Origin of the sequence: Hymenobacter sp. J193 (assembly GCF_024700075.1) — a bacterium.
GTDB lineage: Bacteria > Bacteroidota > Bacteroidia > Cytophagales > Hymenobacteraceae > Hymenobacter.
The window spans coordinates 3,116,778-3,138,785 of record NZ_JAJONE010000001.1; the positions used below are offsets into that span (position 1 = coordinate 3,116,778).

Annotated in this window: 14 protein-coding genes and 1 pseudogene; 5 read left to right on the forward strand and 10 right to left on the reverse strand. The window is 59.2% G+C overall.

The genetic code is table 11. The features are described from left to right. Positions 1-69 precede the first annotated feature (69 nt). Positions 70-591: a GbsR/MarR family transcriptional regulator gene (locus LRS06_RS13720; protein ID WP_196953785.1), complete on the reverse strand. Its 522-nt coding sequence runs from the start codon at positions 589-591 to the stop codon at positions 70-72. A gap of 316 nt (positions 592-907) precedes the next feature. Between LRS06_RS13720 and LRS06_RS13725 the strand changes: the two genes are divergently transcribed. Next, on the forward strand, positions 908-1,372 hold the full coding sequence (locus LRS06_RS13725; protein ID WP_257871991.1) for a YsnF/AvaK domain-containing protein: 465 nt from the start codon (positions 908-910) through the stop codon (positions 1,370-1,372). Between the two features lie 19 nt (positions 1,373-1,391). Beyond that, complete coding sequence (locus LRS06_RS13730) at positions 1,392-2,240, forward strand: YsnF/AvaK domain-containing protein (protein WP_257871992.1); 849 nt, start codon at positions 1,392-1,394, stop codon at positions 2,238-2,240. A 68-nt stretch (positions 2,241-2,308) separates the two neighbouring features. Here LRS06_RS13730 and dnaE read toward each other — a convergent pair whose 3' ends face one another. After that, the gene (dnaE, locus tag LRS06_RS13735) at positions 2,309-5,995 is read right to left on the reverse strand and encodes a DNA polymerase III subunit alpha (RefSeq protein WP_257871993.1); all 3,687 of its coding nucleotides are present in this window, start codon (positions 5,993-5,995) and stop codon (positions 2,309-2,311) included. A 443-nt stretch (positions 5,996-6,438) separates the two neighbouring features. On the opposite strand from dnaE, the pseudogene LRS06_RS13740 reads away from it, so the two are divergent. From LRS06_RS13740 to LRS06_RS13750, 3 genes and pseudogenes are all read left to right on the forward strand, one after another. Then, positions 6,439-7,416 (forward strand): annotated as a pseudogene (locus tag LRS06_RS13740) (DUF4249 domain-containing protein); the annotation flags it as partial. A gap of 216 nt (positions 7,417-7,632) precedes the next feature. Further along, positions 7,633-8,787 carry a DUF4249 domain-containing protein gene (locus tag LRS06_RS13745; protein ID WP_257871994.1) on the forward strand — a complete coding sequence of 385 codons (1,155 nt, stop codon included), beginning with the start codon at positions 7,633-7,635 and terminating at the stop codon, positions 8,785-8,787. A 60-nt stretch (positions 8,788-8,847) separates the two neighbouring features. Continuing rightward, positions 8,848-10,014, forward strand: coding sequence for a DUF4249 domain-containing protein (locus LRS06_RS13750; RefSeq protein WP_257871995.1), 1,167 nt, complete (start codon positions 8,848-8,850; stop codon positions 10,012-10,014). A 3-nt stretch (positions 10,015-10,017) separates the two neighbouring features. On the opposite strand, the gene LRS06_RS13755 is transcribed toward LRS06_RS13750, so the two are convergent. From LRS06_RS13755 to LRS06_RS13790, 8 genes are all read right to left on the reverse strand, one after another. Beyond that, on the reverse strand, positions 10,018-11,232 hold the full coding sequence (locus tag LRS06_RS13755; RefSeq protein WP_257871996.1) for an FAD-binding oxidoreductase: 1,215 nt from the start codon (positions 11,230-11,232) through the stop codon (positions 10,018-10,020). A gap of 144 nt (positions 11,233-11,376) precedes the next feature. Continuing rightward, a complete protein-coding gene (locus LRS06_RS13760) occupies positions 11,377-12,150 on the reverse strand; it encodes a LysM domain-containing protein (RefSeq protein ID WP_257871997.1) in 774 nt (257 codons plus the stop codon). 40 nt (positions 12,151-12,190) lie between these two features. Further along, positions 12,191-14,503, reverse strand: coding sequence for a LysM peptidoglycan-binding domain-containing protein (locus LRS06_RS13765; RefSeq protein ID WP_257871998.1), 2,313 nt, complete (start codon positions 14,501-14,503; stop codon positions 12,191-12,193). Between the two features lie 162 nt (positions 14,504-14,665). Further along, entirely contained in the window at positions 14,666-17,626 is a 2,961-nt protein-coding gene (locus tag LRS06_RS13770) for a TonB-dependent receptor (RefSeq protein ID WP_257871999.1), read from the reverse strand. A gap of 94 nt (positions 17,627-17,720) precedes the next feature. After that, entirely contained in the window at positions 17,721-18,371 is a 651-nt protein-coding gene (locus LRS06_RS13775) for an O-methyltransferase (RefSeq protein ID WP_257872000.1), read from the reverse strand. A gap of 10 nt (positions 18,372-18,381) precedes the next feature. Continuing rightward, positions 18,382-19,284 (reverse strand): YDG/SRA domain-containing protein, encoded by a 903-nt coding sequence (locus LRS06_RS13780; protein WP_257872001.1) that lies wholly within the window; start codon positions 19,282-19,284, stop codon positions 18,382-18,384. Between the two features lie 28 nt (positions 19,285-19,312). Beyond that, positions 19,313-20,545, reverse strand: coding sequence for a pitrilysin family protein (locus LRS06_RS13785; protein ID WP_257872002.1), 1,233 nt, complete (start codon positions 20,543-20,545; stop codon positions 19,313-19,315). 344 nt (positions 20,546-20,889) lie between these two features. Further along, positions 20,890-21,933 (reverse strand): glycosyltransferase family 9 protein, encoded by a 1,044-nt coding sequence (locus LRS06_RS13790; protein WP_257872003.1) that lies wholly within the window; start codon positions 21,931-21,933, stop codon positions 20,890-20,892. Positions 21,934-22,008: the final 75 nt, after the last annotated feature.

A 22,008-nucleotide genomic window follows, 5' to 3' on the forward strand; every position in this document is an offset into this window, starting at 1 on the left:
AATCGAGCCTATTCTTTGTTATTAAACTTTCAATAAAAATTGAAATACATGGGCAAAAAAATAGTCGGGCTACGGGCGGGGAAGCATCAGTTTCATGAAGGTGCTGATAAACCAGTTTTCGTCGGCTTTGATAAGGGTAGCAGCGGCCTGGTCAGCAAACTGCGCGAAGTTCTGGATGCTGCCTATCATGTGGGTAAAGGCCTTGGTTTCTTCCGGCGTAGCTGCCGGTGATTCTTCCACCTGGCTTATTTCGCCGAGCACGCGCATCAGCGGCGCTATTTCGCGCTTGTGGCGCTCCTGCAGAATGAGAGTAGCCACCCGGTGAATGTCTTTCTCGGCCGAGAAAAACTCCCGCCGCTCGCCCGGCCGTAACTCCTTGCGCACAATTCCCCAGTCGATGAGGGCGCGCACGTTCATGTTGGCGTTGCCCCGCGAAATCTGCAGCTGATCCATGATGTCCTCGGTGCTCAAAGCCCCCGGCGACACCAGCAGCAAGGCATGGACCTGGGCCATCGTGCGGCTCACGCCCCAGGCCGAGCCCAGGGTGCCCCAGCCTTCAATGAACCTGCGCTTGGCTTCGTCGAGTTGCATGGCTCAAATGTAGGATAGTATTTTAAACTTTCAATAATAATTGAAAGTTTATTTTAAGTGCTTTTGTCGCAGTGAGAAATACTGAAGCCAACAGATAATAAAGCGAAGACACAATTTTGAACACCTTGCTATTGTGCAAACCATCTTTTAGGCTGATTAGGGTGTTCTTCTAATGCTTAAAGTTCGCAATGCCTTTATATTCGCACATAGAAATACTATAGAAAAAATGATTATTATACCATAATTGTTCGTCTGATTTAGCAGGATACTGTCCAGCTAGGTGGCCTATGCCTGGGGATGAGCGTAAGACTGGGCAATGAATCCGACCTCATCTTCCGCCTCGTCCGAAACGCCTGACCGGCTCAGCACTGAGCAGGCTGCAGCGGTGGTTTTACCTGTAATAGAGGAACGAGCCATCCTGACAAGGGAAGTGATGGAGAGTGGCCGGGTGCAGATTATCAAACGAGTGCATGAGCAGGAGGAGCAACTGAACGTGCTTCTGCAGCAGGAAAATGTGCAGGTAGAACGGCGGCCCGTCAACCAGTTTGTGGCCGACGATGCGGAACTGCCTGTCAGCCGCCAGGAAGGGGACACGACCATTATCCCGGTTTTGCGGGAGGTGGTGGTAACCCGGGTACTGGTAGTGGAGGAAATCCGCATCACCAAGCAAGTCGTGCAAGTGCCTCATACCCAAACCGTGCAGCTACGGCAGGAAGAAATCCAGATTGAGCGTCAATCCTTTCTTTCAGACGATGCTGCCACTTCTCAACCCACCCATTAACCCTTAAGTATTCTTTCCCATGAGCCAGACCGTAGTAGGAATTTTCGATAGCGCCGACCAGGCGCAGCAAGCCGCCCGCCAACTAGCTGCCGCCGGCTTCACTCAGGAAAGTGTAGATGTTGCCTCAAGCGGCGCCAGCCAGTCGGGCAGCAACTACCGCAACACCAGCGGCACGGCCGTAGAAGGAGCTACTGATGCCGCTGGTCGCACCGGCGACAGCATCGGGAACTTCTTCAACAACCTGTTCGGCGGTGATGATGACGCCCAGCGTTACTCGCACGTGGCCCGCAACAGCAGCTCCGTGGTAACGGTGCATTGCCAGTCGGACGAGCATGCCCGCCAGGCCGCCGAAATCCTTGACCAGGCCGGGACAGTTGATGTAGATGAGCGCGCCTCGCAAACCGGGTACACCATGAGCAATAGTCTGCAGGGTGGAAATACCAGCCAGGCTGGCCTGTCGGCTCAGGTTATTGAAGAAAACCTGCAGGTAGGTAAGCGAACCGAGCAAACCGGAGGTGCCCGTTTGCGCAGCCGTATTGTAGAGCGCCCCGTGGAAGCCAGTGTGCGGTTGCGCGAAGAGCACGTAAACGTAGAGCGCCACGCGGTAGACCGCCCGGCCACAGATGCCGATTTTGCTGCCTTCAAAGAAGGAGAAATTGAAATTACGGAAAGCGCCGAGCGTGCCGTCGTAGCCAAGGAAGCCCGTGTAGTGGAGGAGGTAACGCTGGGTAAAGAAGTAACTGAGCGGGAAGAAACCATCCGCGACACGGTGCGCAAAACGGAAGTAGATGTGGAGCGCATCAATGATACTACCACCAACACGCAACGTAGTGGCTATACCACCGATGACGACCAGCGTCGTTCGTAGCTTTTGCTGAATAACTGAAACAAAAAAGGGAGCCAGATTATGGCTCCCTTTTTTGTTTACTGTCAAGATTAAATCAGCTGGCAGGCGTCGATTTCCATTTCGCGCATCCGGCGGATGAACTCCTTAGGCTCGATGCGGTAGCGGCGCGAGTAGGTGTCGACGGCCAGGTGCTCATGGGGCTCGGCAAACTTGATTTCCAGCTTTTTGGAGCCCTGGCAACCTTCCACGGCTTCCATAAACCGGTCCATGAAGGGCTCGGTGATGGTGCGCAGGTCAAGCTGCACGCGCACTCCGTTGGCCAGCTTTTCGGCCACGTTGAACAGGGGCTCCATGGTCAGAATCTTGAACTCGAACTGGTCGGAGTCGCGGAAGCGCTGGGCGTACTTGCCCCGAATGTACATGGGCGGCACCTGCTCCTTGTCGTAGTTGCGCGGGTTGATGAGGGGAGAAAAGCGAGAGTAGTCGTCGCGAAACAGCGCCAAGTTCAGAGAGGACTCGTAGTCTTCCACGCTGAATGACACGAAGGGCTGACCGGTTTTGGTGGTCTTGAACAGCACGTTCGTTATCAGCCCGGCTACCGTTACCTCGCGGTTTTTGTAGTTCTCTACTTTGTCGAGCCCGCAGGTGCAGTAGGAGTCTATTTCCAGCTTGAAGTCGTCGAGCGGGTGGCCCGAAAGGTAGAAGCCTACCACCTCCTTTTCGCGGCGCAACTGCTCTACGGCGGGCCAGGGCTCCATGTCGGCTACTTTGGGCAGAGGCATGGCCACAGCGCCAAACGCCCCGCCGCCGAACAGGCTCTGCTGGGCCGAGTCCTGGTCGGCCTGGAACTGCTGGCCCATCTTCACGGCCTTGTCAATCAGGTTCTGGTCGCCACTGGGGGCTTCCACGAACTGGCGGCGGTGGTAGCGCTCAAATGAGTCGAAGGCCCCGGACAAAGCCAGGCTTTCGAACGTCTTCTTATTGACGGCCCGCAGGTTGACGCGCTTTGAGAAGTCGAAAATATCGGTGTAGGGGCCTTTCTTACCCCGCTCTTCCACAATATTTTCAATGGCAGCCTCACCCGCGCCTTTTACGGCGGCCATGCCGAAGCGAATCTGGCCCTGCTTGTTCACGTTGAACTTCAGGATGGATTCGTTCACGTCGGGGCCCAATACGGCTACGCCCTGCTTGCGGGCTTCCTCGATAAAGAAGGTCACCTTCTTGATGTCGCCCATGTTGTTGGTGAGCACGGCGGCCATGTACTCGGCCGGGTAGTGAGCCTTGAGGTAGCCGGTCTGGTAGGCCACCACCGAGTAGGCGGCGGAGTGGGAGCGGTTGAAGCCGTAGGCCGCAAACTTCTCCATCACGTCGAACACCTCGTTGGCCTTTTTGGCCTTGATGCCGTGCAGCTTCTCGGCGCCCTCGCAGAATTTCTCCCGCTCCAGCGCCATCTTCTTCATGTCCTTCTTACCCATGGCGCGGCGCAGCAAATCGGCGCCGCCCAAGGAGTAGCCCGCCAGAATCTGGGCCGTCTGCATGATCTGCTCCTGGTACACCATGATGCCCTGGGAGTAGTTCAGGATGGGTTCCAGCAGCTCGTGGGGGTAATCGACTGCCTCGCGGCCGTGCTTGCGGTTGATGAAGTTCGGGATGAACTGCATTGGGCCGGGCCGGTACAGGGCGTTCATGGCAATCAAGTCCTCGATGTTGGTGGGCTTGAGGTCCTTGAGGTACATGCGCATGCCTTCCGACTCGAACTGGAACGTACCGATGGTGTCGCCGCGCTGGTAGAGCTCGTAGGTTTTCTGGTCGTCAATCGGAATTTCGTCGATGTCGATTTTGACGCCGTGGTTCTGCTCAATCAGGTTGATGGCGTCCACGATGATAGTCAGGGTTTTCAGCCCCAGGAAGTCCATCTTGAGCATGCCGGCACTCTCAATCACCTTGCCGTCGAACTGCGTCACCAAAAGGTCCGAGTCCTTGGACGTGGAGACGGGAATGTACTTGGTAATGTCGTCGGGGGCAATGATGACGCCGGCGGCGTGGATGCCGGTGTTACGTACCGAGCCTTCGAGCTGGGTAGCCAGGCGCAGAATCTGACCGCGCAGGTTATCGGGCGCTTCGTCGCGCCGGATCATGTCCAGCTCCTGGTTTTCGGCAAAGGCCTTGGTGAGCGTAGTACCCACCTGGTCGGGTACCATCTTCACCAGGTCGTTGGCCTGGGGCAGCGGCAGGTCCATAGCCCGGGCCACGTCCTTGATGCTGCTTTTGGCGGCCATGGTGCCGAAGGTGATAATTTGGGCCACCTGGGTTTTGCCGTACTTATCCACCACGTAGTCAATGACTTTCTGGCGGTTCACGTCGTCAAAGTCAATGTCGATATCGGGCATGGATACGCGCTCCGGGTTGAGAAAACGCTCGAACAGCAGAGAGTACTTAATCGGGTCGATGTTGGTGATGCCGATGCAGTAGGCCACGGCCGAACCTGCCGCCGAGCCCCGGCCCGGCCCCACGGCTACCCCAATGTTGCGGCCGTGGTTGATGAAGTCCTGCGTGATAAGGAAGTAGCCGGCAAAGCCCATCGTCTCAATCACGCGTAGCTCGTAGTCGAGGCGCTCCTCGATTTCGGGCGTGCGCACCGAGTAGCGCGGCTTGGGTCCTTCGAAGGCACCCTTGAAGGTGAGGTGGCGCAGGAAGGCGTCGGCGGTGGGGTGCTCGGGCGGCAGCGGAAAGTTGGGGAGCAGAATATCACGCTGCAGCTTGGGCGGCGTGATTTTATCCACGATTTCGTTTGTGTTGTCCACACTTTCGGGCACGTCCCGGAACAGCCGGTTCATTTCCTCCTGACTCTTGAAGTAGAACTGGTCGTTGGGGAAGCCGAAGCGGGAGCGGGGCTTGGGCATCTGGAACTCCTCGTCGATGCGCATGAGCTGGCGGCGCACCTGGTCGTCGGAAGCCGCCAGGGGGCGCAGGTTGTCGAGGTGGTCGTAGAGCACCTTCTTGTCCTGCGACATCAGCCGGAAGTACTTGGTCTGGAAGTCACCGACCGGGATGCTGTGCTCCTCGCCGGTGTTCACGCAGAGCAGAATATCGTGGGGCGCGAAATCCTCCTGGTTAACGTAGTGCGAGTCATTGGTGCAGATAACCTTGACGTTATACTTCTGCGCCCACTTGAGCAGCGTCTGATTCAGATCTTCCTGGCTTTTGCCGGTGTTGTCGATGTTCTCGATGCCGTGGCGCTGGATTTCAATGTAGTAATCGTCGCCGAACACGTCGAGCCACCACTTGAGCTGCTTTTCGGCTTCTTCCTCGGTTTTCCAGAGCAGGGCCTGCGGAATTTCGGCCCCGATGCAGCAGGAAGTGGCAATCAGCCCTTCGTGGTACTGCAGCAGCAACTCCTTGTCGATACGCGGGTACTTGCTGTACACCCCCTCGATGAAGCTCATGGAGCAGAGCTTGGCCAGGTTTTGGTAGCCGGCCTGGTCTTTGGCCAGCAAGAGCTGGTGGTGGCGTACGTCTCGCTCCCCTTTTTCCCGGCTGAAGCTCTTCTTGTGCCGGTCTTCCACCATATAGAACTCGCAGCCCACAATGGGCTTCACGTTGTACTTATTGGCCTCAGCCACGAAGTTGAAGGCCCCGAACATGTTGCCGTGGTCGGTGAGGGCTACGGCGGGCATGCCGTCGGCCTGGGCCTTTTTCATCAGGGCTCCGATGCTGGCCTGGCCATCGAGCAGGGAATATTGAGTATGGCAGTGCAGGTGCGAGAATACGGGCATCCTTCGGGGAATTTATGAATTCTGAATGTTGAATTAGGAATTGTGAAGGCCGATAATTCAGCATTCACAATTCTCAATTCAACATTTATTAAGAGTAAAGTTACCCACGAATCAGCGGGCGGGAAAGGTTGCGCGGAAAGTGGTTTTTGCGTATCAGATAAGACGCGGAAAGGCAGACAGCCCGGCTGCGACCAATTCGGGCACCAATTCTGAACTAGCTAGGGCAACGCAGCAAACATGATTCAGGCCAAGAGCCCGGGCCAGCTTATATTTACTCGTTAAAGAAATTTGTTCTATAATAGAAACGTGGTATTTGTAGGGAAAATGGCGAATAAATGGTTGCTATATAGCCTTATATGGCTATTAACCGGGTGTGTTGAATCATATGAGCCGGCAGTTGAAGGCAACGACAGCAACCTGCTGGTAGTGGATGGGTTCATCAACACCCGGGGGTAACTACCATTAAACTGGGGCGTACCAGCAGCCTGAGCACCAAAGCCGCGCCGCCGGCTGAGGCCCGGGCCAGCCTGTACATCGAAGAAGAGGGCGGACGGCGCTACCAACTCACGGAAGGAACGGCCGGAACCTATACCTCGGCCCCGTTGATGCTGACGGCGGGCCAGCGCGTACGCCTGCATGTGCTTACGGCCAAGCAGCGGGAATATGCTTCCGACTACACGTCGGTACTTGTTACGCCGGCCATAGACTCGCTGTCCTGGAAAATTGATGGAAACCGGCTGCGCATCGTATCAACGGCACATGATGACCTGGAGGCCGCTCGTCATTACCGCTGGAGCTACCAGGAAACCTGGGAATTTCGCTCCCGCTACCGCTCGTATCTGGAGTATCGAAACGAAAAACTGGTCGACCGCACGGAGGATATCGAGCATTGCTGGGGCTCGGAAGCACCCTCGACTATTTTGCTGGGCAACACGTTGAACCTGAGCCAAAATGTGGCGTCAGTGCAAATCACGGAGCTGTTTGATGATTCGCCTAAGCTGCCGATCAAGTACAGTATTCAAGTGAAGCAGTATGCTCTCACGCCGGAGGAGTACCAATACTGGGAGGAGCTGCGCAAAAACACGGAAAACATTGGTTCCCTCTTTGATCCGCTGCCCACCCAACTCACGGGCAATGTGCATAATGTAGCCGACCCTACGGAGCCGGTGCTGGGTTTTATCGGAGCCCAGTCAGTGACCGAACAGCGTATTTTTATCGACCGCGCCGAGTTGCCGCCAACCTGGCCGGTGGTCACCGGCTACGAAGCATGCGGGCTATATACAACGTTGTCCTCGTCTCTTTTCGCCGATGCCAAGTATGTGGCAATTGCCAAAGGCGACTCCGGCATCTACTACTCCACCGCCGAATGCATCGATTGCCGGGAGCGGGGCGTGAACGTGAAGCCGGCATTCTGGCCCTAATAGGCGGCAAATGACTCTGGGTATGCAACCAACCGGGCCGAATAGGTACCTTTAGTACCAGAACCCGGCGACCATATAAAAAGCGTAGCGCCCCAATGGAGTATCCGTACAGACGAGGCTAACGGGGGAGCAATGCTTCCCGCAGAAAACGGATAAGGTAGCAGACAAACGGGTTCAATACATACTATGAATTGTAAGGTGCTTGTGGCAGGGCGAATGGCGGCCCTTTGTATCCTATGGCTTTTAAGTAGCTGCATAGAAACATTTGAACCAGCCCTAACCCCCGCAGCTATTAACTTTCTGGTGGTTGATGGCAGCATCAATACTCAGGGAGTAACGACTATCCGGTTGTCGCGCGCTGTTGCCCTGGATAAGGTTGGCAATATGCTGGTAGAAAGTAAGGCGCGCGTATACATAGAAGAGGAAGGCGGGCAGCAGTACCCTTTGACCGAAGGGCCCGCGGGTACCTATACTTCGGCCGCATTGTCACTGGGCAATACGAGCCGGGTGCGCCTGCACTTAACCACGGCCGCTCAAAAAGAATATGTCTCCGAGTTTACCCAGGCAATAATCACCCCGGCTATTGAATCAGTTACGTGGAAGGCCACGGCAGAAGGTTTGCAGATTGCCGTAAACGCCCAGGATGAAACGGACAACCTTAAATTCTATCAGTGGGAATACGTGGAAACCTGGGAGTTCAACTCTGCCTTTGTTTCTAAGCTGGAATACAAAAACGGAAAAATACAGGAGCGCACCAATAATATAAGCCACTGCTGGGGCAACGAAGCCTCGACCAGTATTCGGCTTGGTACTACGGAGAAGCTGGCGCAAAACGTGGTATCGGAAGCACCTATTACGCTATTGCCCAGAAATACGCCCAAGCTGCAGCTTAAATACAGTATTCTGGTGAAGCAGTCTGCCCTGAGCCGGGAGGAATACAATTACCTGGATATTCTGCGTAAGAATTCCCAGAACATCGGCTCTTTATATGACCCGCTGCCTAGCCAACTCACCGGCAACGTGCAGTGTATATCGGACAAAGAGGAAGTGGTTATTGGCTTTGTGGGTGCCCACTCGGTAGCTGAGAAACGACTGTTTATCGACCGTAAAGAATTGCCTGATACCTGGCCCCGTGCAAACGGCTACGAAACCTGCATTCTCGATACAATTCCCCGGCCAAACGACCCACCCAGTGACTGGCCCGAACTCCCGGAGATTCAAGGGTTCTTTAGCCCCGGTTTTTCCATTCCGGTAGATGTATTTGAACTTCCCACTTCAAGTGGGCCAAAGTCTTTCTACCTGTACTCTTCGGCTGAGTGCGTGGACTGCCGCAAGCGGGGCGTAACGGAAAAACCCACGTTCTGGCCGTAGAGAAGGCGCCCGCCTGCGTCCGTTCTCCGCGTTCCTGCCTGCCGGCATTATATTGCTTAGATGAAGAGCCTGCTTACCTATTGCCTGTTGGTGTTGCTCGGTTTGGTGGCGGGCTGCGTGGAGTCTTATCTGCCGGAGGTAGCCCCTGGCGAGGCCAGCCTGCTGGTGGTTGACGGCTACATCAACAGCGTGGGAGTAAGCACCATTCGCCTCTCGCGGGCCGTGAACCTGCAAACCACCGCCGCTGCCCCCGTCGAGGCCCGGGCCCGGGTCTTCATTGAGGAGGCCGATGGGGCGCAGTACCCGCTCACGGAAAGCCAGCCTGGCACGTATACCTCCGCCGCCCTGACGCTGCCGGCCGGCCGCCAGGTGCGCCTGCACTTCACCACGGCCGGCCAGCGGGAGTACGTGTCCGACTATACCAGCGTGAAGGTCACGCCCCCGATTGACTCGCTCTCGTGGCGCACTAAATCCGACGGGCTGCAGGTGTACGTGAACACCCACGACGACTCGAACCTGAACCGGCACTATCGCTGGACCTTTGACGAAACATGGGAGTTTACCTCGGCTTTTCGCTCAGAGCTAGAGTATACAAAAGAGGGACTTGTGTACCGTAGAAACAATATTTATAACTGCTGGGGCAGTGAAGTGCCTACAACTATTCAACTGGGTAACACCATGAAACTGGCGCAGAATGTCATATTGCAGCCGTTGAGGCTACTGCCCCAAAGCTCGCCTAAGCTACGCTTCAAGTACAGCATCCTGGTCAAGCAATATGCCCTCACGCCCGAAGAGTACGCCTATTGGGAAGAGTTGCGCAAAAACACGGAAAATATAGGAACCCTGTTCGACCCCTTACCAACTCAGCTTACGGGCAACGTGCATAATATAGCCGACCCCAGCGAGCCAGTGCTTGGCTTTGTCGGGTCCCAGTCAATGTCGGAGCAGCGCCTGTTCATCAGCCGCCAGCAGATTCCTGATAGCTGGAACCCGCTGACTGGCTATGAGTCCTGTGACAGTTGGGTGCTTCCAACCCCCTTCACAACTCCCGCATCTCATTCAGTGCAGGAAATCATGGATTATTTTAAACGCGGCGGAGCAATTCCTATTGTGGAACTCCTGAACCCGCCTGTAGGCTATTACAGACCAAGTTATCTGATGTCTTATCCTGAATGCGTGGATTGCCGCAAGCGAGGAACCAACGTGAAGCCGAGCTTCTGGCCCTGAGTTTTACCGGCCTTCAAACCCAAACGTGCCCGCGTAGCGGTGCTGCCGGCCGGTGAGGGCATCCCGGATAATCTCGGCGGCCAGCAGACTGTAGGTGGTGCCATTGCCGCCGTAGCCCAGGGCAAACCAGGCCCGGGGAAAGTCCGGGTGCTGACCGATGTAAGGCAGGCTGTCGGCGGTTTCGCCGTACACGCCGGCCCACACGAAGTCGCGGGTAAAGGCAATGGGCTGGGCGAACAGCTCCCGGAACTGCTTTTCCAGCTTATCGGCTTTGGTTTCCAGCATAGCGTTCTGGAACGTAGGCTGCTTGATAACTTCGTCGCGGCCGCCTACCATAATGCGGCCATCGGGGGTGCGCCGGGTGTAGAGGTAGGGTCGGGCGGTTTCCCAGAGCTGGGCGTCACCGGTAGGCAGAGCGTCGGCCTGACCGGGCTGGCTGAGTACTACATAAGTGGAATGCAGGTTGACAATATCCTTCGGCACCAGATCGGCCGCCGCAAACCCGGTACAGACGACCACGTGCCCGGCCTGCACAGTATGCCCGCCGGCAGTGTGTACCGTCACGCGCTGGCCGTCGGGGCTGACCTCATAGCGTTGAGCCGCGGTACGCTCATACACCCGCAGGCCTGCCGCCTGTGCTTGATTGAGCAGCGTGTGCGTCAGCTCGTAGGGGTTCACCTCGGCTGTGTCGGCGGAATACAGCGCCGCCGGGCTTTTCAGTTGAAAGCGGCGCAACAGCTCGGCTTCACCCAGAAATTCGGCTTCGATGCCAATGCCGCGGCGAGCATCTCCTTCCTCTTCCAGAGATGCCACATCCGAGGCGCTGCTGGCCAGGTAGAGACTGTGGCAGTAGCGCAGGCTACAGTCCTGAGGCAGCTCCTGCTGGCACAGGCGGGCCACGCCATGTACCCCGTAGAGGTTGGCCAGGTAAGCTTCGTTGGCCCGCGGAATGCCGACTTTTTTGCGCAGGTCTACCAGGTTTTCATCCAGTTCGTACTGGAGCATAGCCGTGCTGGCCGATGTGCTACCGCCGCCTACGTACCGCTCTTCCAGCAATACCGCCCGCAAACCGGCCTGCGTGAGGTAGTAGCCCAGCATGACACCACTGATGCCCCCACCCACTATCACTGCATCACACTGCTCGTCTTGTGCCAGCACCGGATAGCGCACCAGCCCCCGTTCGGTTAGCCAGAACGGCTGCCCCGTGGTCAGAATCATAATAAACCTCCGTGTAAGGCCCGACAACTCACCTGGCCGCCAGTTGCAAAAGATACGGGAAAGCCAGTGCGCACGTTCTGGGGTAAGCTCAAACAAAAAAGCAGCCACGCAGGGCTGCTTTTTTACTTTTCGCCGGAAGTTAGGTTAGCGGGCGGCCTCCACGGTCAGCACTTCCCCGATTTTTACACCATCATCCGACTTGGCGTTCCAAGCTTGCAGCTGGGCGGCCTTCACGCCGTATTGCCTGGCAATGCTAAACAGCGTTTCCCCTTTCTGAACGGTGTGTTTTTTCAGGGAAGTCGCAGCCTTGGGCGCTACGGTAGTCGCCGCGGGCGCAGCAGAAGCGGCTGGCCCCGTAGCCGGGTGCGGAGCAGGGGAGGGAGCCGCAGGAGCAGCTGCCGGGCGCGTGGGAGCGGCAGCTGGTGCCGGAACCGGGCTGGCTGCCGCAACAGCTGGCGCGGCAGGGGCAGCCGGCTTCGGGGCCCCGATGAAGCCGGCCGTCTGCAGCCGGTCGGCGGCCGACTTCAGCGCCGGGTTTTTGGCGGCGCGGGCATTGAAACCCTGAAACTGCGGGCTGCGCAGCAGAGTTTGCAACTCCACCTGCCAGGGCTGCTGGCGCAGCCGCTGAGCCAGCTGCAGCTGCTGTTCGCGGGGCAGGCTGGTAGTATAGCTCTTCAGCCGCTGATTGAGCGCCGGAATTTCCTGCAAAGCCGCTTCAATGCGCTTCACCGCCTGGGCGTCGCTGGGCTCGTAGTAGATGTCGTGCAGCTGCCGCACGCCGCGCTGCACGATGCCCGACATAGCCTTCACCGAGTCTTCCGACAGCGGGGCCGGGGCAGGAGTTTCGGGCAACTGTTGAGCCTGAGCGGTCAGCGCCGCACTCAAGGTCAGGCAGGCAGTAAGAAAGAAATAACGCATTATAAAGACGGAAAGGCAGCTTGGGCTGAGAAAACAGAAATTACTTGGCGGCTTTGATGAGCAGGACTTCCCCCAGCTTCAGGCTGGCGTCGGCTTTATTGTTCCATTCCTGGAGCTGCTGTACTGTCACGCCGTACTTGCGGGCAATGCTGTACATCGACTCCTTGGCCGCTACCGTGTGCTTGATGGGCTCGGCTTCCGGGGTAGCAGCCGCTTCGGCAGCTGCGGCAGCTGGAGCAACTTCTGCCGGCGCCGTCACCCGCAACGACTGCCCAATGCGCAGGGCCGGGCTGGCAGGCAGAGCGTTCCAGGCAATAAGGTCGGCGGGGCGTAGGTTGTAGCGGCGGGCCACCCCATACAAAGTTTCCTTGGGCTGCACCACATGCAGGCCGTTGGCCGGAATCGGCTCTACTGCCGTTGCTGGTACAGCGGAAGTGGCCGAGGCAGCAGTGGCAACGGGTGCGGACGCCGTTGAGGCCGGAACTGCGGCCGTTGGTGCGGGTGCCGATGGTATTTGTGTCGGCGTTGTTTGCACCGGAGCCGCTGTAACGGGGCTGGAAGCTGGGGTAGTTGGTTTCGTTGGCGCGGCGGCTACAGGCGAGGCTGCTGCAGTTGCCGGAGCAGCCGGAGAAGCGGTGGCCGGCGCCTGAGCCACGGTTGGCTCGGAGGCGGGCTGCCGGGGCTCGTCGGCCACGGGCGTGGAAGCGGGCTGCGCGGCCGGGCGCCCGGTGTATACCGCTTTTGCCGGAGTGGTCGGAGCAGAGGTAGCGGCTGCTACCGGGGCAGCCTCAGTGGCGGCCGGCTCCGGCTGGGCTGCGGTGGGCGGAGTTTCGGTAGAGGCCGACGCAGGGCGGGCAGCAGGCTTTTTCAGCAAACGACCCAGGCCTTTGCGCTTTACGCTGTCTTCTTCTTCGGCATTTTCATTGTCGTCGAGGATGCGCTGGCCGGCGGCCGTGCGCCCGGCATATACATCGGCTTCCGCGGGCCGGCTCGGCGCGGGCTTGGCAGCCGGAGCGGGTTTAGCAGCGGCTGGCTTGGGCACCGGGGTAGCAGCACCGTGGGGACGCTCGAAGGCGGCCAGCGCGGCGGGGTTGTTTACGGGTAGATATTCCACGGCTACTTCCCGGGGACGGGTGTGCTGGAGCCATAGCAGTCGGCCTGACTTGAGTTCCTCGTTGCGGGCCATGCGGTTTTTGTGCCAGATGGCCTTGGCGCGCACCCCATATTTCTGCGACACCGTGGCCACACTTTCACCCGCCTGGGCTACGTGGTACTCCACATCGGCCTTGTCGCGCTTTCTCTGCACGAAGTAGGCCTGACCGGGTACGATGTTGTCGAAGGCGAACAGGTCGTTGTACTGCATCAAGCGGCGCACTTTCAGGTTGGCGCGCTTGGCCAGGGTTTCCTTGGTGTCGCCGGGCAAAGCTACTAAGGCGCGCAGGCCGTTCACGCGCACAAACTCCACGTTTTCAGGGTCAGGTTTGGGAGCATGCACCAGGGCCGTAGCGGCTTCTTTCTGCTGGCCGGCTAGGGCCGTGAGCTGCAGCGGGTCGGTGATGGGTACTACCAGGGTGTAGGCGCGGTCAGTGGGTACGGCGGTGCCGGCCAGCAGCCAGCGGTTGTGGCGGGCCACTTCCTCGGGGCTGGCGTGCAGCGTGGCCGCCACCGCCGCTAACGACTGACCGGGCGCCGCCGGAAACTCCTGGAGCAGCAGTGCCGGCTTGGGGTTGAGGCCGCAGGCGGGCTCGTAGGCTACCTTGTGAGCCAGAAACGTGAGAATGTACGGGTGCGTCTGCTCCGAAATATCCATGCGGGTAGCGCCGACATCGGTGGGCAGGGTGTAGGGTTTGGCGCCGGTAGCGCCCAGGTTGTAGGTGAGCAGGGCACTAAGCCAGTTGCGGTACTGCTGGTTGCTGCGCGTGAGGTACTGCGCGGCCGCCCGGGTAGAGGCCGTAATGTGCTTCCGCTCATCTACCACGTCGTTCATCACCAGACCATAGTCCTGGGCCGATTCGCGCTTGAACTGCCAGTAGCCCACGGCATCGTGAATGCTCTGCGCGTCGCCCTGCAGGCCGCTTTCCTGAATGGCCAGGAAGTGGAAATCCAGCGGCACGCCTTTCTCCTGTAGCACCCGGTCGATGATAGGGAAGTAGGCATCGGCCAGTGCTACGCGGGCCTGGAAGGAAGCATTATGGCGACGCAGCGCGTCTACTTTCTGCTGCAGCGCCGTGCGGCCACCGGGGGTAAGGCGCAGCTTCAGGCCGGCAAAAGCCAGCTCGGCGGGCACCGAAACACTCTGCGCGCCGGCTACCAACGGCAGCACGCAAAGCAGGAAAAGTACTAGTCGTTTCATACGTGAGCAGCTCAAACAAGGCCCTGGCCGACGGGCCGCCGCGCCTCTTAGCTTACAAAGTAGGGGAAAAATTCCGGGGGCTTCAGTTCGAAACAGGAAAAAAACGCCCCTGCATCAGCCAACGGGCCGGCGCAGGGGCGTTCTGAGAGCCAGGAAATTGGATTACCGCGGGCCACCACCGGGCGGCGGACCACCCACGCCGCCGGCGCCACCACCTGGAACGCCGCCGGGACCATCAGGCCGGTTGCCGCGCTGCGGCCGGCCGGTATCCGGAGCGTCGTCGCGGCTGCCGGCCGGGCCGAAGGCGCGCAGGTTGTAAGTGAAGGCCAGCATCAGGTAGCGCTGCAGAATGTTGGTGCGCACGTCCTCAGTATAGGCCGGCAGAATGTTGCGCTGGATGCTGTTGTTCTGGCCCAGCAAGTCGAAAGCGTACACCTGCAGCTCGCCCTGCTGCTTGGCAAACAGCTTCTTGCCCAGGCTGGCGTTCCAGAGCACAAAGTTCTGGTTGTAGCCCGCCGAGAGGCCCGAGTACGACACGTGGTTCACGTCCGACTTGAGCGTGATGCCCTTGGTGATAATCCAGCTAAAGCGCAGCGTGGTGTTCTGGCGGAAGTAGCGGCTGTTTACCTGGGTGCCCAGGGAGTTGCGCACGTACGTTTGGGTGGAGTTCGAGGACAGTGTGAAGTCCAGCTCCGGGCTGATGTTGCTGCTGAGGGCGGCCCCAAAGCCAAAGGCCGGCGTGCGGTTGTAGTTCAACTGGTCGTTTACGAACCCGGGCGTTTGCTGGTAGGTGGCCGAAGCGTTCAGGTTTAGGTTCGACTTCAGCACCGTGATGGGCATGCCATAAGTGAGGGCCGAGCGAAGAGAATATTGCTGGTTGAGGTTGATGGGCTGGGTGATCTGGCCCCCGGCCGGCACCACCACGCCTCCGATGCTGGTAGGCTCCCGCACGATGCGCGTGGCGTTGGTGATGTAGTTATCGGTATAGGAGCCGCCTAGGAGCGCGAAAAACGAGCGGGAGTTTTCGGGCTGGGCCGCCGAGTAGCGCACGAACACGTTGTGCTGAAACTCCTGCTCCAGGGCCGCATTGCCGATGGTAATCTGCAGCGGATTGGAGTTGTTTACCACTTCCTGCAGCTGGCTGATGCTGGGGTTGCTGGTACGCATGCGGTAGGTCAGGCGCAGGTTCTGCTGCTTCGAGAAGTTGTAGCGCAGCATGGCGTTGGGCAGCACGTTCAGAAAGTCGCGGCTGATGCGGGTGTCCCGCGGGAAGTCCTGCTGGTTGCGCAGGGAGGCATACTGCACGTCGGCGCCCACACTCCACTGAAATTCCTTGTTGTTGAAGCGGTAGCTCAGGCCCCCGCTCTGGGTAAGGTAGCGGCTGGTGAAAACGTTGCTCAGGCTGTCGTTGAAGGCGGTATAACGGCCTGTGTTGGTATCGAAGTTGTAGGTGCGCTTGTCGGAATCGTTGGGGGCATAGGAGGCATTGTAGCTGAACTGCAGCTGGCTGAACTGGTTGAGCGGCTCGGTATAGTTCGCATCGGCGCGCCAGCTCCAGCCCGTCTGATCCAGGCGCGAGTACTGGTCGGTCAGGCTTTCCGCCACCGGATCGGAGGTAAAGTCGGCGCTGCGGCTGGTGAGGTAGTTGCTGCCGTTGCGGCGGTTGTAGCCCACGTTCAGGCCCAGAGAAAAGGTGCGCCCGCGCTTCAGGAAGCGGTGCCGGTAGAGCAGGGAATTGGCGAAGTTGATACCCGTCTGGGCCGAGCGGTAGGCGCTGTTGTTGGTGCTCTGGGTACTGTCAGAAGCGCTGGCTTCGGCAAAATCCTTGAACAGCAGCCCTTCCAGCGTGCTGTTGCTGGTGTTGCGCTGCACCGAGAGCGTGGGCCGCCAGAGCAGGGAGTTCAGCGAGTCGAACTTGTGCTCCAGGCGCAGGTTGAAGCGGTTGTTGATGTTGCGGCTGCTCCCGCGCGAGTCCTCGTTGTAGCGCAGCTCGTCGGCGGTGTAGCTGCGGGCCGTGGTGCTGAGCAGGTTGTTGTTGGAAAGGTTGAAGAAGTAGCTGCCCTGCACCTCGGTTTTGGCGCCGAAGGAGTTGGAGTAGTTGATGCCCAGCGCGTGGGTGCGCGAAATACCGTTGTTCTGGTTTACCAGGAAGTCGCCGGAGTTGTTGCCGCCGCCGCCACCGCCCTGGTTTCCGCCCGGTCCGCCACCGCGGCCGCCGCGCCCACCGCCGCCCTGGCGCGAGTTGCCCACCACACCCAGCAAATCCTCGGTGCCGAAGTTCTGCTCGTTGACGTTGTTGGACAAGGCCAGCACCGAAATCCGCCGCTTGTCTTTAAAGGAATTGATGTTGCCGTTGATGCGGTACTTGCCGCCATCCTTATCAGGACCGTAGCCGGCCACCACGCGCCCAAACTGCCCGTTGCGGAAGGAAGGCTTGGTGATGATGTTGATGGTTTTCTGCTGGTTGCCGTCGTCGAAGCCTGTGAACTGGCTTTGGTCGGAGGCGCGGTCATACACCTGAATCTTGTCAATCACCTCGGCCGGAATGTTTCGGAGCACGGCGTCGGGGTCGTTGCCAAAAAACTCCTTGCCATCCACCAGCACGCGCTGCACCTGCTCGCCCTGGGCCTGCACCTTGCCGTTGGCATCTACCGTCACACCGGGCATCTTGGTAATCAGGTCCTGGGCGTTGGCGTCGGGGTTGGTTTTGAAGGCGCGGGAATCGTACTGGGCTGTGTCGCCCTTCTGTATAGCGGCGGGGGCGCGGCCCGTTACTTCTACCCCTTTCAGCTGCACGCCTCCGGCCTGTAGGGCCACGGCGCCTACCTCCAGGGTCTCATCGGTGACTTCCAACGTGCGCTCCACGTTTTGGTAGCCCAAAAAGGAAATGGTAAGCTGGTAAGTGCCGGCGGGCACCTCGCTAATCACAAAGTTACCTTCGGTATCTACGGCCGTGCCCAGCTTCTGGGCGCCGGGCTGGCGCGTGAGCACCACGTTGGCCCCAATCAGCGGCGACTGGTCTTTGCCGTCCAGCACGCGGCCGCGCACCGTGGTGGTCTGGGCCAACAGGCTGGTGAAAGAGCTGAAAACAAGGAAAATACTAAGGAAAAGAGCTTTTTGCATCACGTCTTGACAAGGCCACATGAGACCATAGACGTAACTTTTGCTTTGGCGTTTAAACCGGCGCCCAAAAAAGGCAAGTTTTCAGACAGACGCGTTAGCACTTGCGTACCAGCAGCAGCCCGTCGCGCAGGGGCAGCAGCACGTTTTCCACCCGCGCATCGGCCTGCACCTTGGCATTGAAGGCGCGCACGGCGTGGGTGTCTTTGTCGGCGGGCTTCACGGGGTAATCGTCCAGCACCTTGCCGCCCCACAGCACGTTGTCGATGAGCAGGAAGCCGCCGGGGCGCACCTGAGGCAGCACCAGCTCATAGTAGGTGTCGTTGTTGATTTTGTCAGCATCAATAAACACCAGGTCCCAGGTTTCGGTCAGCGCGGGCAGAATCTGGCGGGCGTCGCCGATGTGCAGGTGAATCTGCTCAGAAAGCCCGGCTTCGGCTTCGGCTACGTAGCGCCGGATGCGGCTTTCCAGCTCGGGGTTCTGCTCCACGGTGTGCAGCTCGCCGCCTTCTGCCAGCCCTTCGGCCAGGCACAGCGCCGAGTAGCCCGTGAACGTGCCCAGCTCCAGCACCCGCCGCGGCCGTACCATGTGGCTGAGCATACTCAGCAGCCGCCCCTGCGCATGGCCCGAGAGCATGCGCGCGTGCAGCAGTTGCACATGAGTTTCGCGGTTGAGGCGGGCCAGCAGCGGGCTTTCCGGGGAAGTATGGCAGTCGGCGTAAAGCTGGGCGTCGTCGGCGGAGTACATTAAGCGAAGATCAGATAGGGGAGGAGTGATATAAGTGAGCTTGATGGTACTGCAGGAACTGGCTGTCTATCCTATGAGTATCCACGGTGCGCAGCTGGCCAGCTAGCCCCAGCAGGGAAAAGTCGTCATTGATAGCAAAGCTGCCCAAGTCAAACAAAACGTGGTGGTTCGGGCATAGGCACAACACATTGCTCAAAGTATCGGGGCCGTGGTGCGGGACGCCCACGGGCTTAATATGTGCCGCCTCAGCATAGGGGCCAACCGGGCCTTCCAGCCGCAGGCCGCAGACCTGGCACCGAAAGTCGTGGAGCTCCTTAACCAAGCGGCTAACGGCCGTATCCCGCACGATTCGCAAGACCGTGGTTTCGCGGCGCAGCGCCGAATCATAAGCCGCCGCTGGTTCCTGGGCGGAATTAAATAAGGTAGGGGCAGCGGCGGCTGTTTCCTCTGCTACTAGCAGCGGGGCCAGTGCTTCCAGCCGAAAGCGCCACACCTCAAAACCGGATTTGCCGACCGCCCGCCAAAAGCTGGCTACCCGGTAGAGGCCGCTGTAGCGGTAAAACGTTGCGCCCGGCTCTTTTATCTTTCGAATGACTCTGACAGGCAGCCCGGTAGATTGATTACGGGCCAGCTCCAGGTTGGCTCCCGCCAAAACCTGGTGTGCCACCTGTTGTCCGGTTTCCTGGCTGCGGCTGCCTTTGCCCGTGTAGATAATGACGTTGCCATAGTCCTCATCATCCTCATAGGCCCCCGACAGTACAATAGATTCGGCACCTACGCCGCGCCGGGCGCTGATGCCGGCCTGGGTTTGTCGATGAACGCCGGCCCCCCATAACGCCAGCCGATTTTCGAATTCATACCCGGGTGCTACCCCGGGTATTTCTCCAAAAATGATAATCGGCTGCTTCGTCATATGATGCTGGAAAAGCTGAAAAGTACCGCTACTCCGGCAGGTACTGCAGCACGCTCAGGTTGTCTTCGCGCAACAGATCCTGGGCAATGCCCTGCAGCTCCGGGGCCGTGATGCGCTTGATTCGCTCAAAGATTTCGGTGAGGGGCTCCACGCGGCCCAGGTCAAGGGTGCTTTTGGCCAGCAGCTGCATCAGGCCGCCGTTGCTTTCCTCGGCCATGGCTAGCTGGCCCATCAGCTGCTCCTTGGCCACGTGCAGCTGGGAGGTGCCCAGGGTTTTGTCGCGCAGCAGCTTCAGCTCCTTTTGCACCAGGGATATGGTGCGGTTCACCTGCTTTTTCTCCGTGCCAAAGTAGATGCCGAACAGTCCCGTGTCGGTGTAGGGCGAGTAGGTGGAGCCGATGGTGTACACCAGGCCGTATTTCTCACGCACGGCCAGATTCAGGCGAGAGTTCATGCCGGGGCCGCCCAGCAGGTTGTTGAGCAGGAAAAACGGAATCCGCCGCTCGTCCTCAATGGCGTAGGCCGCGCCCCCAATCAGGCAGTGAGCCTGGGTAATGGGCTTGTGCTCGGTGCGGGAGAGCGGCTGGTAGCCCGCAAACGCCACCCGGGGCCGCTCACCCAGCCGGGCCGGCAGCGGGGCCAGGTACTTATCGGCCAGGCGCTTCACTTCCTTGAAGGGTAGGTTGCTCACGGAACTGAACACGAGCCGGTCGGTGCGCACGTTTTCCTGCAGAAACTGCCGGAAATCGGGCTGCTGGAAGCCACTTACGCTTTCCCGCGTGCCCAGAATATTGTGGCCCAGGGAATGGCTGCCAAACACCACGGCGTCGAAGTCGTCGATGATGGCGTCCTCGGGGGCATCCACGTACATGGCCATTTCCTCCAGAATCACGCCGCGCTCCTTCTCGATTTCCTTTTCGGGGAATACGGAGTGAAACGTCAGGTCCGTCAGCAGCTCAAATGCCCGCTCGAAGTGGGTGCTGAGCAGAGAGGCGTAAAAGCAGATTTTCTCCTTGGTGGTATAGGCGTTCAACTCCCCGCCCACGGTTTCGAGCCGGTTCAGGATATGAAAGCTCTTGCGCTTCTCGGTGCCTTTGAAGGCCATATGCTCCCAGAAGTGGGCCAGGCCCTGCTGGGCCGGCTTTTCGTCGCGGGAGCCGATGTCGAGCAGAAAGCCGCAGTGCGCAATTTTGGTGTGCAGTACTTGTTTATGCAGAACCCGGATGCCGTTGGGCAGCTCGTACAGGTCGTATTCAGACATTTGATGGGGTCTTGGAGTCTTAGGGTCATGGGGATTCGGCTGGCGGCCAACCCCGACCCGGCCCAGTATAACCGGCCAGCCGGCTTTCTGGGTTTCAGGAATCTACAAAAGTACGCAGGAGCGGAGGTGAAATGGTGCTTATAAGCGTGTCATTGCGAGGCAGAGCCGAAGCAATCCGTCCTATACAAAACCAGACCCGTTCTTTCTTCATCAAGCCCAAAGGCGGCACCTATACCAAGGGCTTTTCACATTTCAGGGCTTGGCACGTTATTCAGGACGGATTGCTTCGGCTCTGCCTCGCAATGACACGCTTATAAGCACCAACTCACCATTTCACTAACTCACTAAATCACCGCTTCCGCCTCCGCCAGCACGGCCAGCAGTTGGGTAGTCTGAATGTCGAGGGCACAGCGGAAGTGACCGAGCGGGCAGGCCTGGTAGCCGTGCAGGCCGCAGGGGCGGCATTCCAGCGCGTGCGGCACCTCTACCACCCGCGCAAACGAGCTAAGCGGCCCAAATCCGAAGGCCGGCACCGTGGAGCAGTACACCGCGCAGGTGGGCGCATCCACCGCCGAGCACAGATGCATGGGCGCCGAGTCGTTGACGTAGTTGAGCACGGCCCCGCGCATCAGCGCTGCCGAGGCCACAAGGGAAAGTTGGCCCGCGAGGTTGATAACGTTGGGCCGCGGGCTGCGGGCCAGCAGCTGCGCGCAAGCCTCCGTATCGGGTGGGCCGCCCAGCAAAAACACCGTGTACTGCGCGGGCAGCGCGGCCAGCAGCTTCAGCCATTGCTCCTCCGGAAACTGCTTGGTAAACCACACCGACGTAGGCGCCAGGCAGATATATGGCCTGCCCTGGGCACGGCCGGCGGCCTGAGCAGCCGCGGCTTCGTCGGCTGGGGTAGGGTAGAGGCGGGGGCGGGTTAATGAGGAACTGATGGATGAAAATTCCTCCTTCTCCAGCAGCGCCAGGTTGCGGGCTACCTCGTGGCGCCCGTCGCCGATGACGTGGGGCGCGGCGCGGGTGAAGCCCCAGGCAAAGGGGTTTTTGTCGAAGCCCACCCGCTCGGGCGCGCCCGACAACGCCGTGAGGAAACCCGTAGAAGCAAACCGCTGCAGTGTGACCACCCGGCCGTAGCGGGCCTGCCGGATCTGCCGCAGCAGGCGCCAGAGCCCCCGGTACTTGTCCTGCTTTTTGTCCCACACCAGCACCCGGCGCACGTGCGGGTGGGACTGCAGCAGGCTTTCGTTGCCCTTGCGAACCAGAAAATCCACGGGCGTATCGGGCTGGGTCCGGTGGAGGCGTTCCAGCAGAGCCGTGGCCAGAATAACGTCGCCGATAAAGGCAGTTTGAATCAGCAGAACGGCGCGGACAGGGGCAGCAGGCATGGGCAGAAAAACCGCAGAAGGCGGCCACAAAGGTACGCAACACCGGGCGCGGATGCGCGTCATTCCCCTAACTTG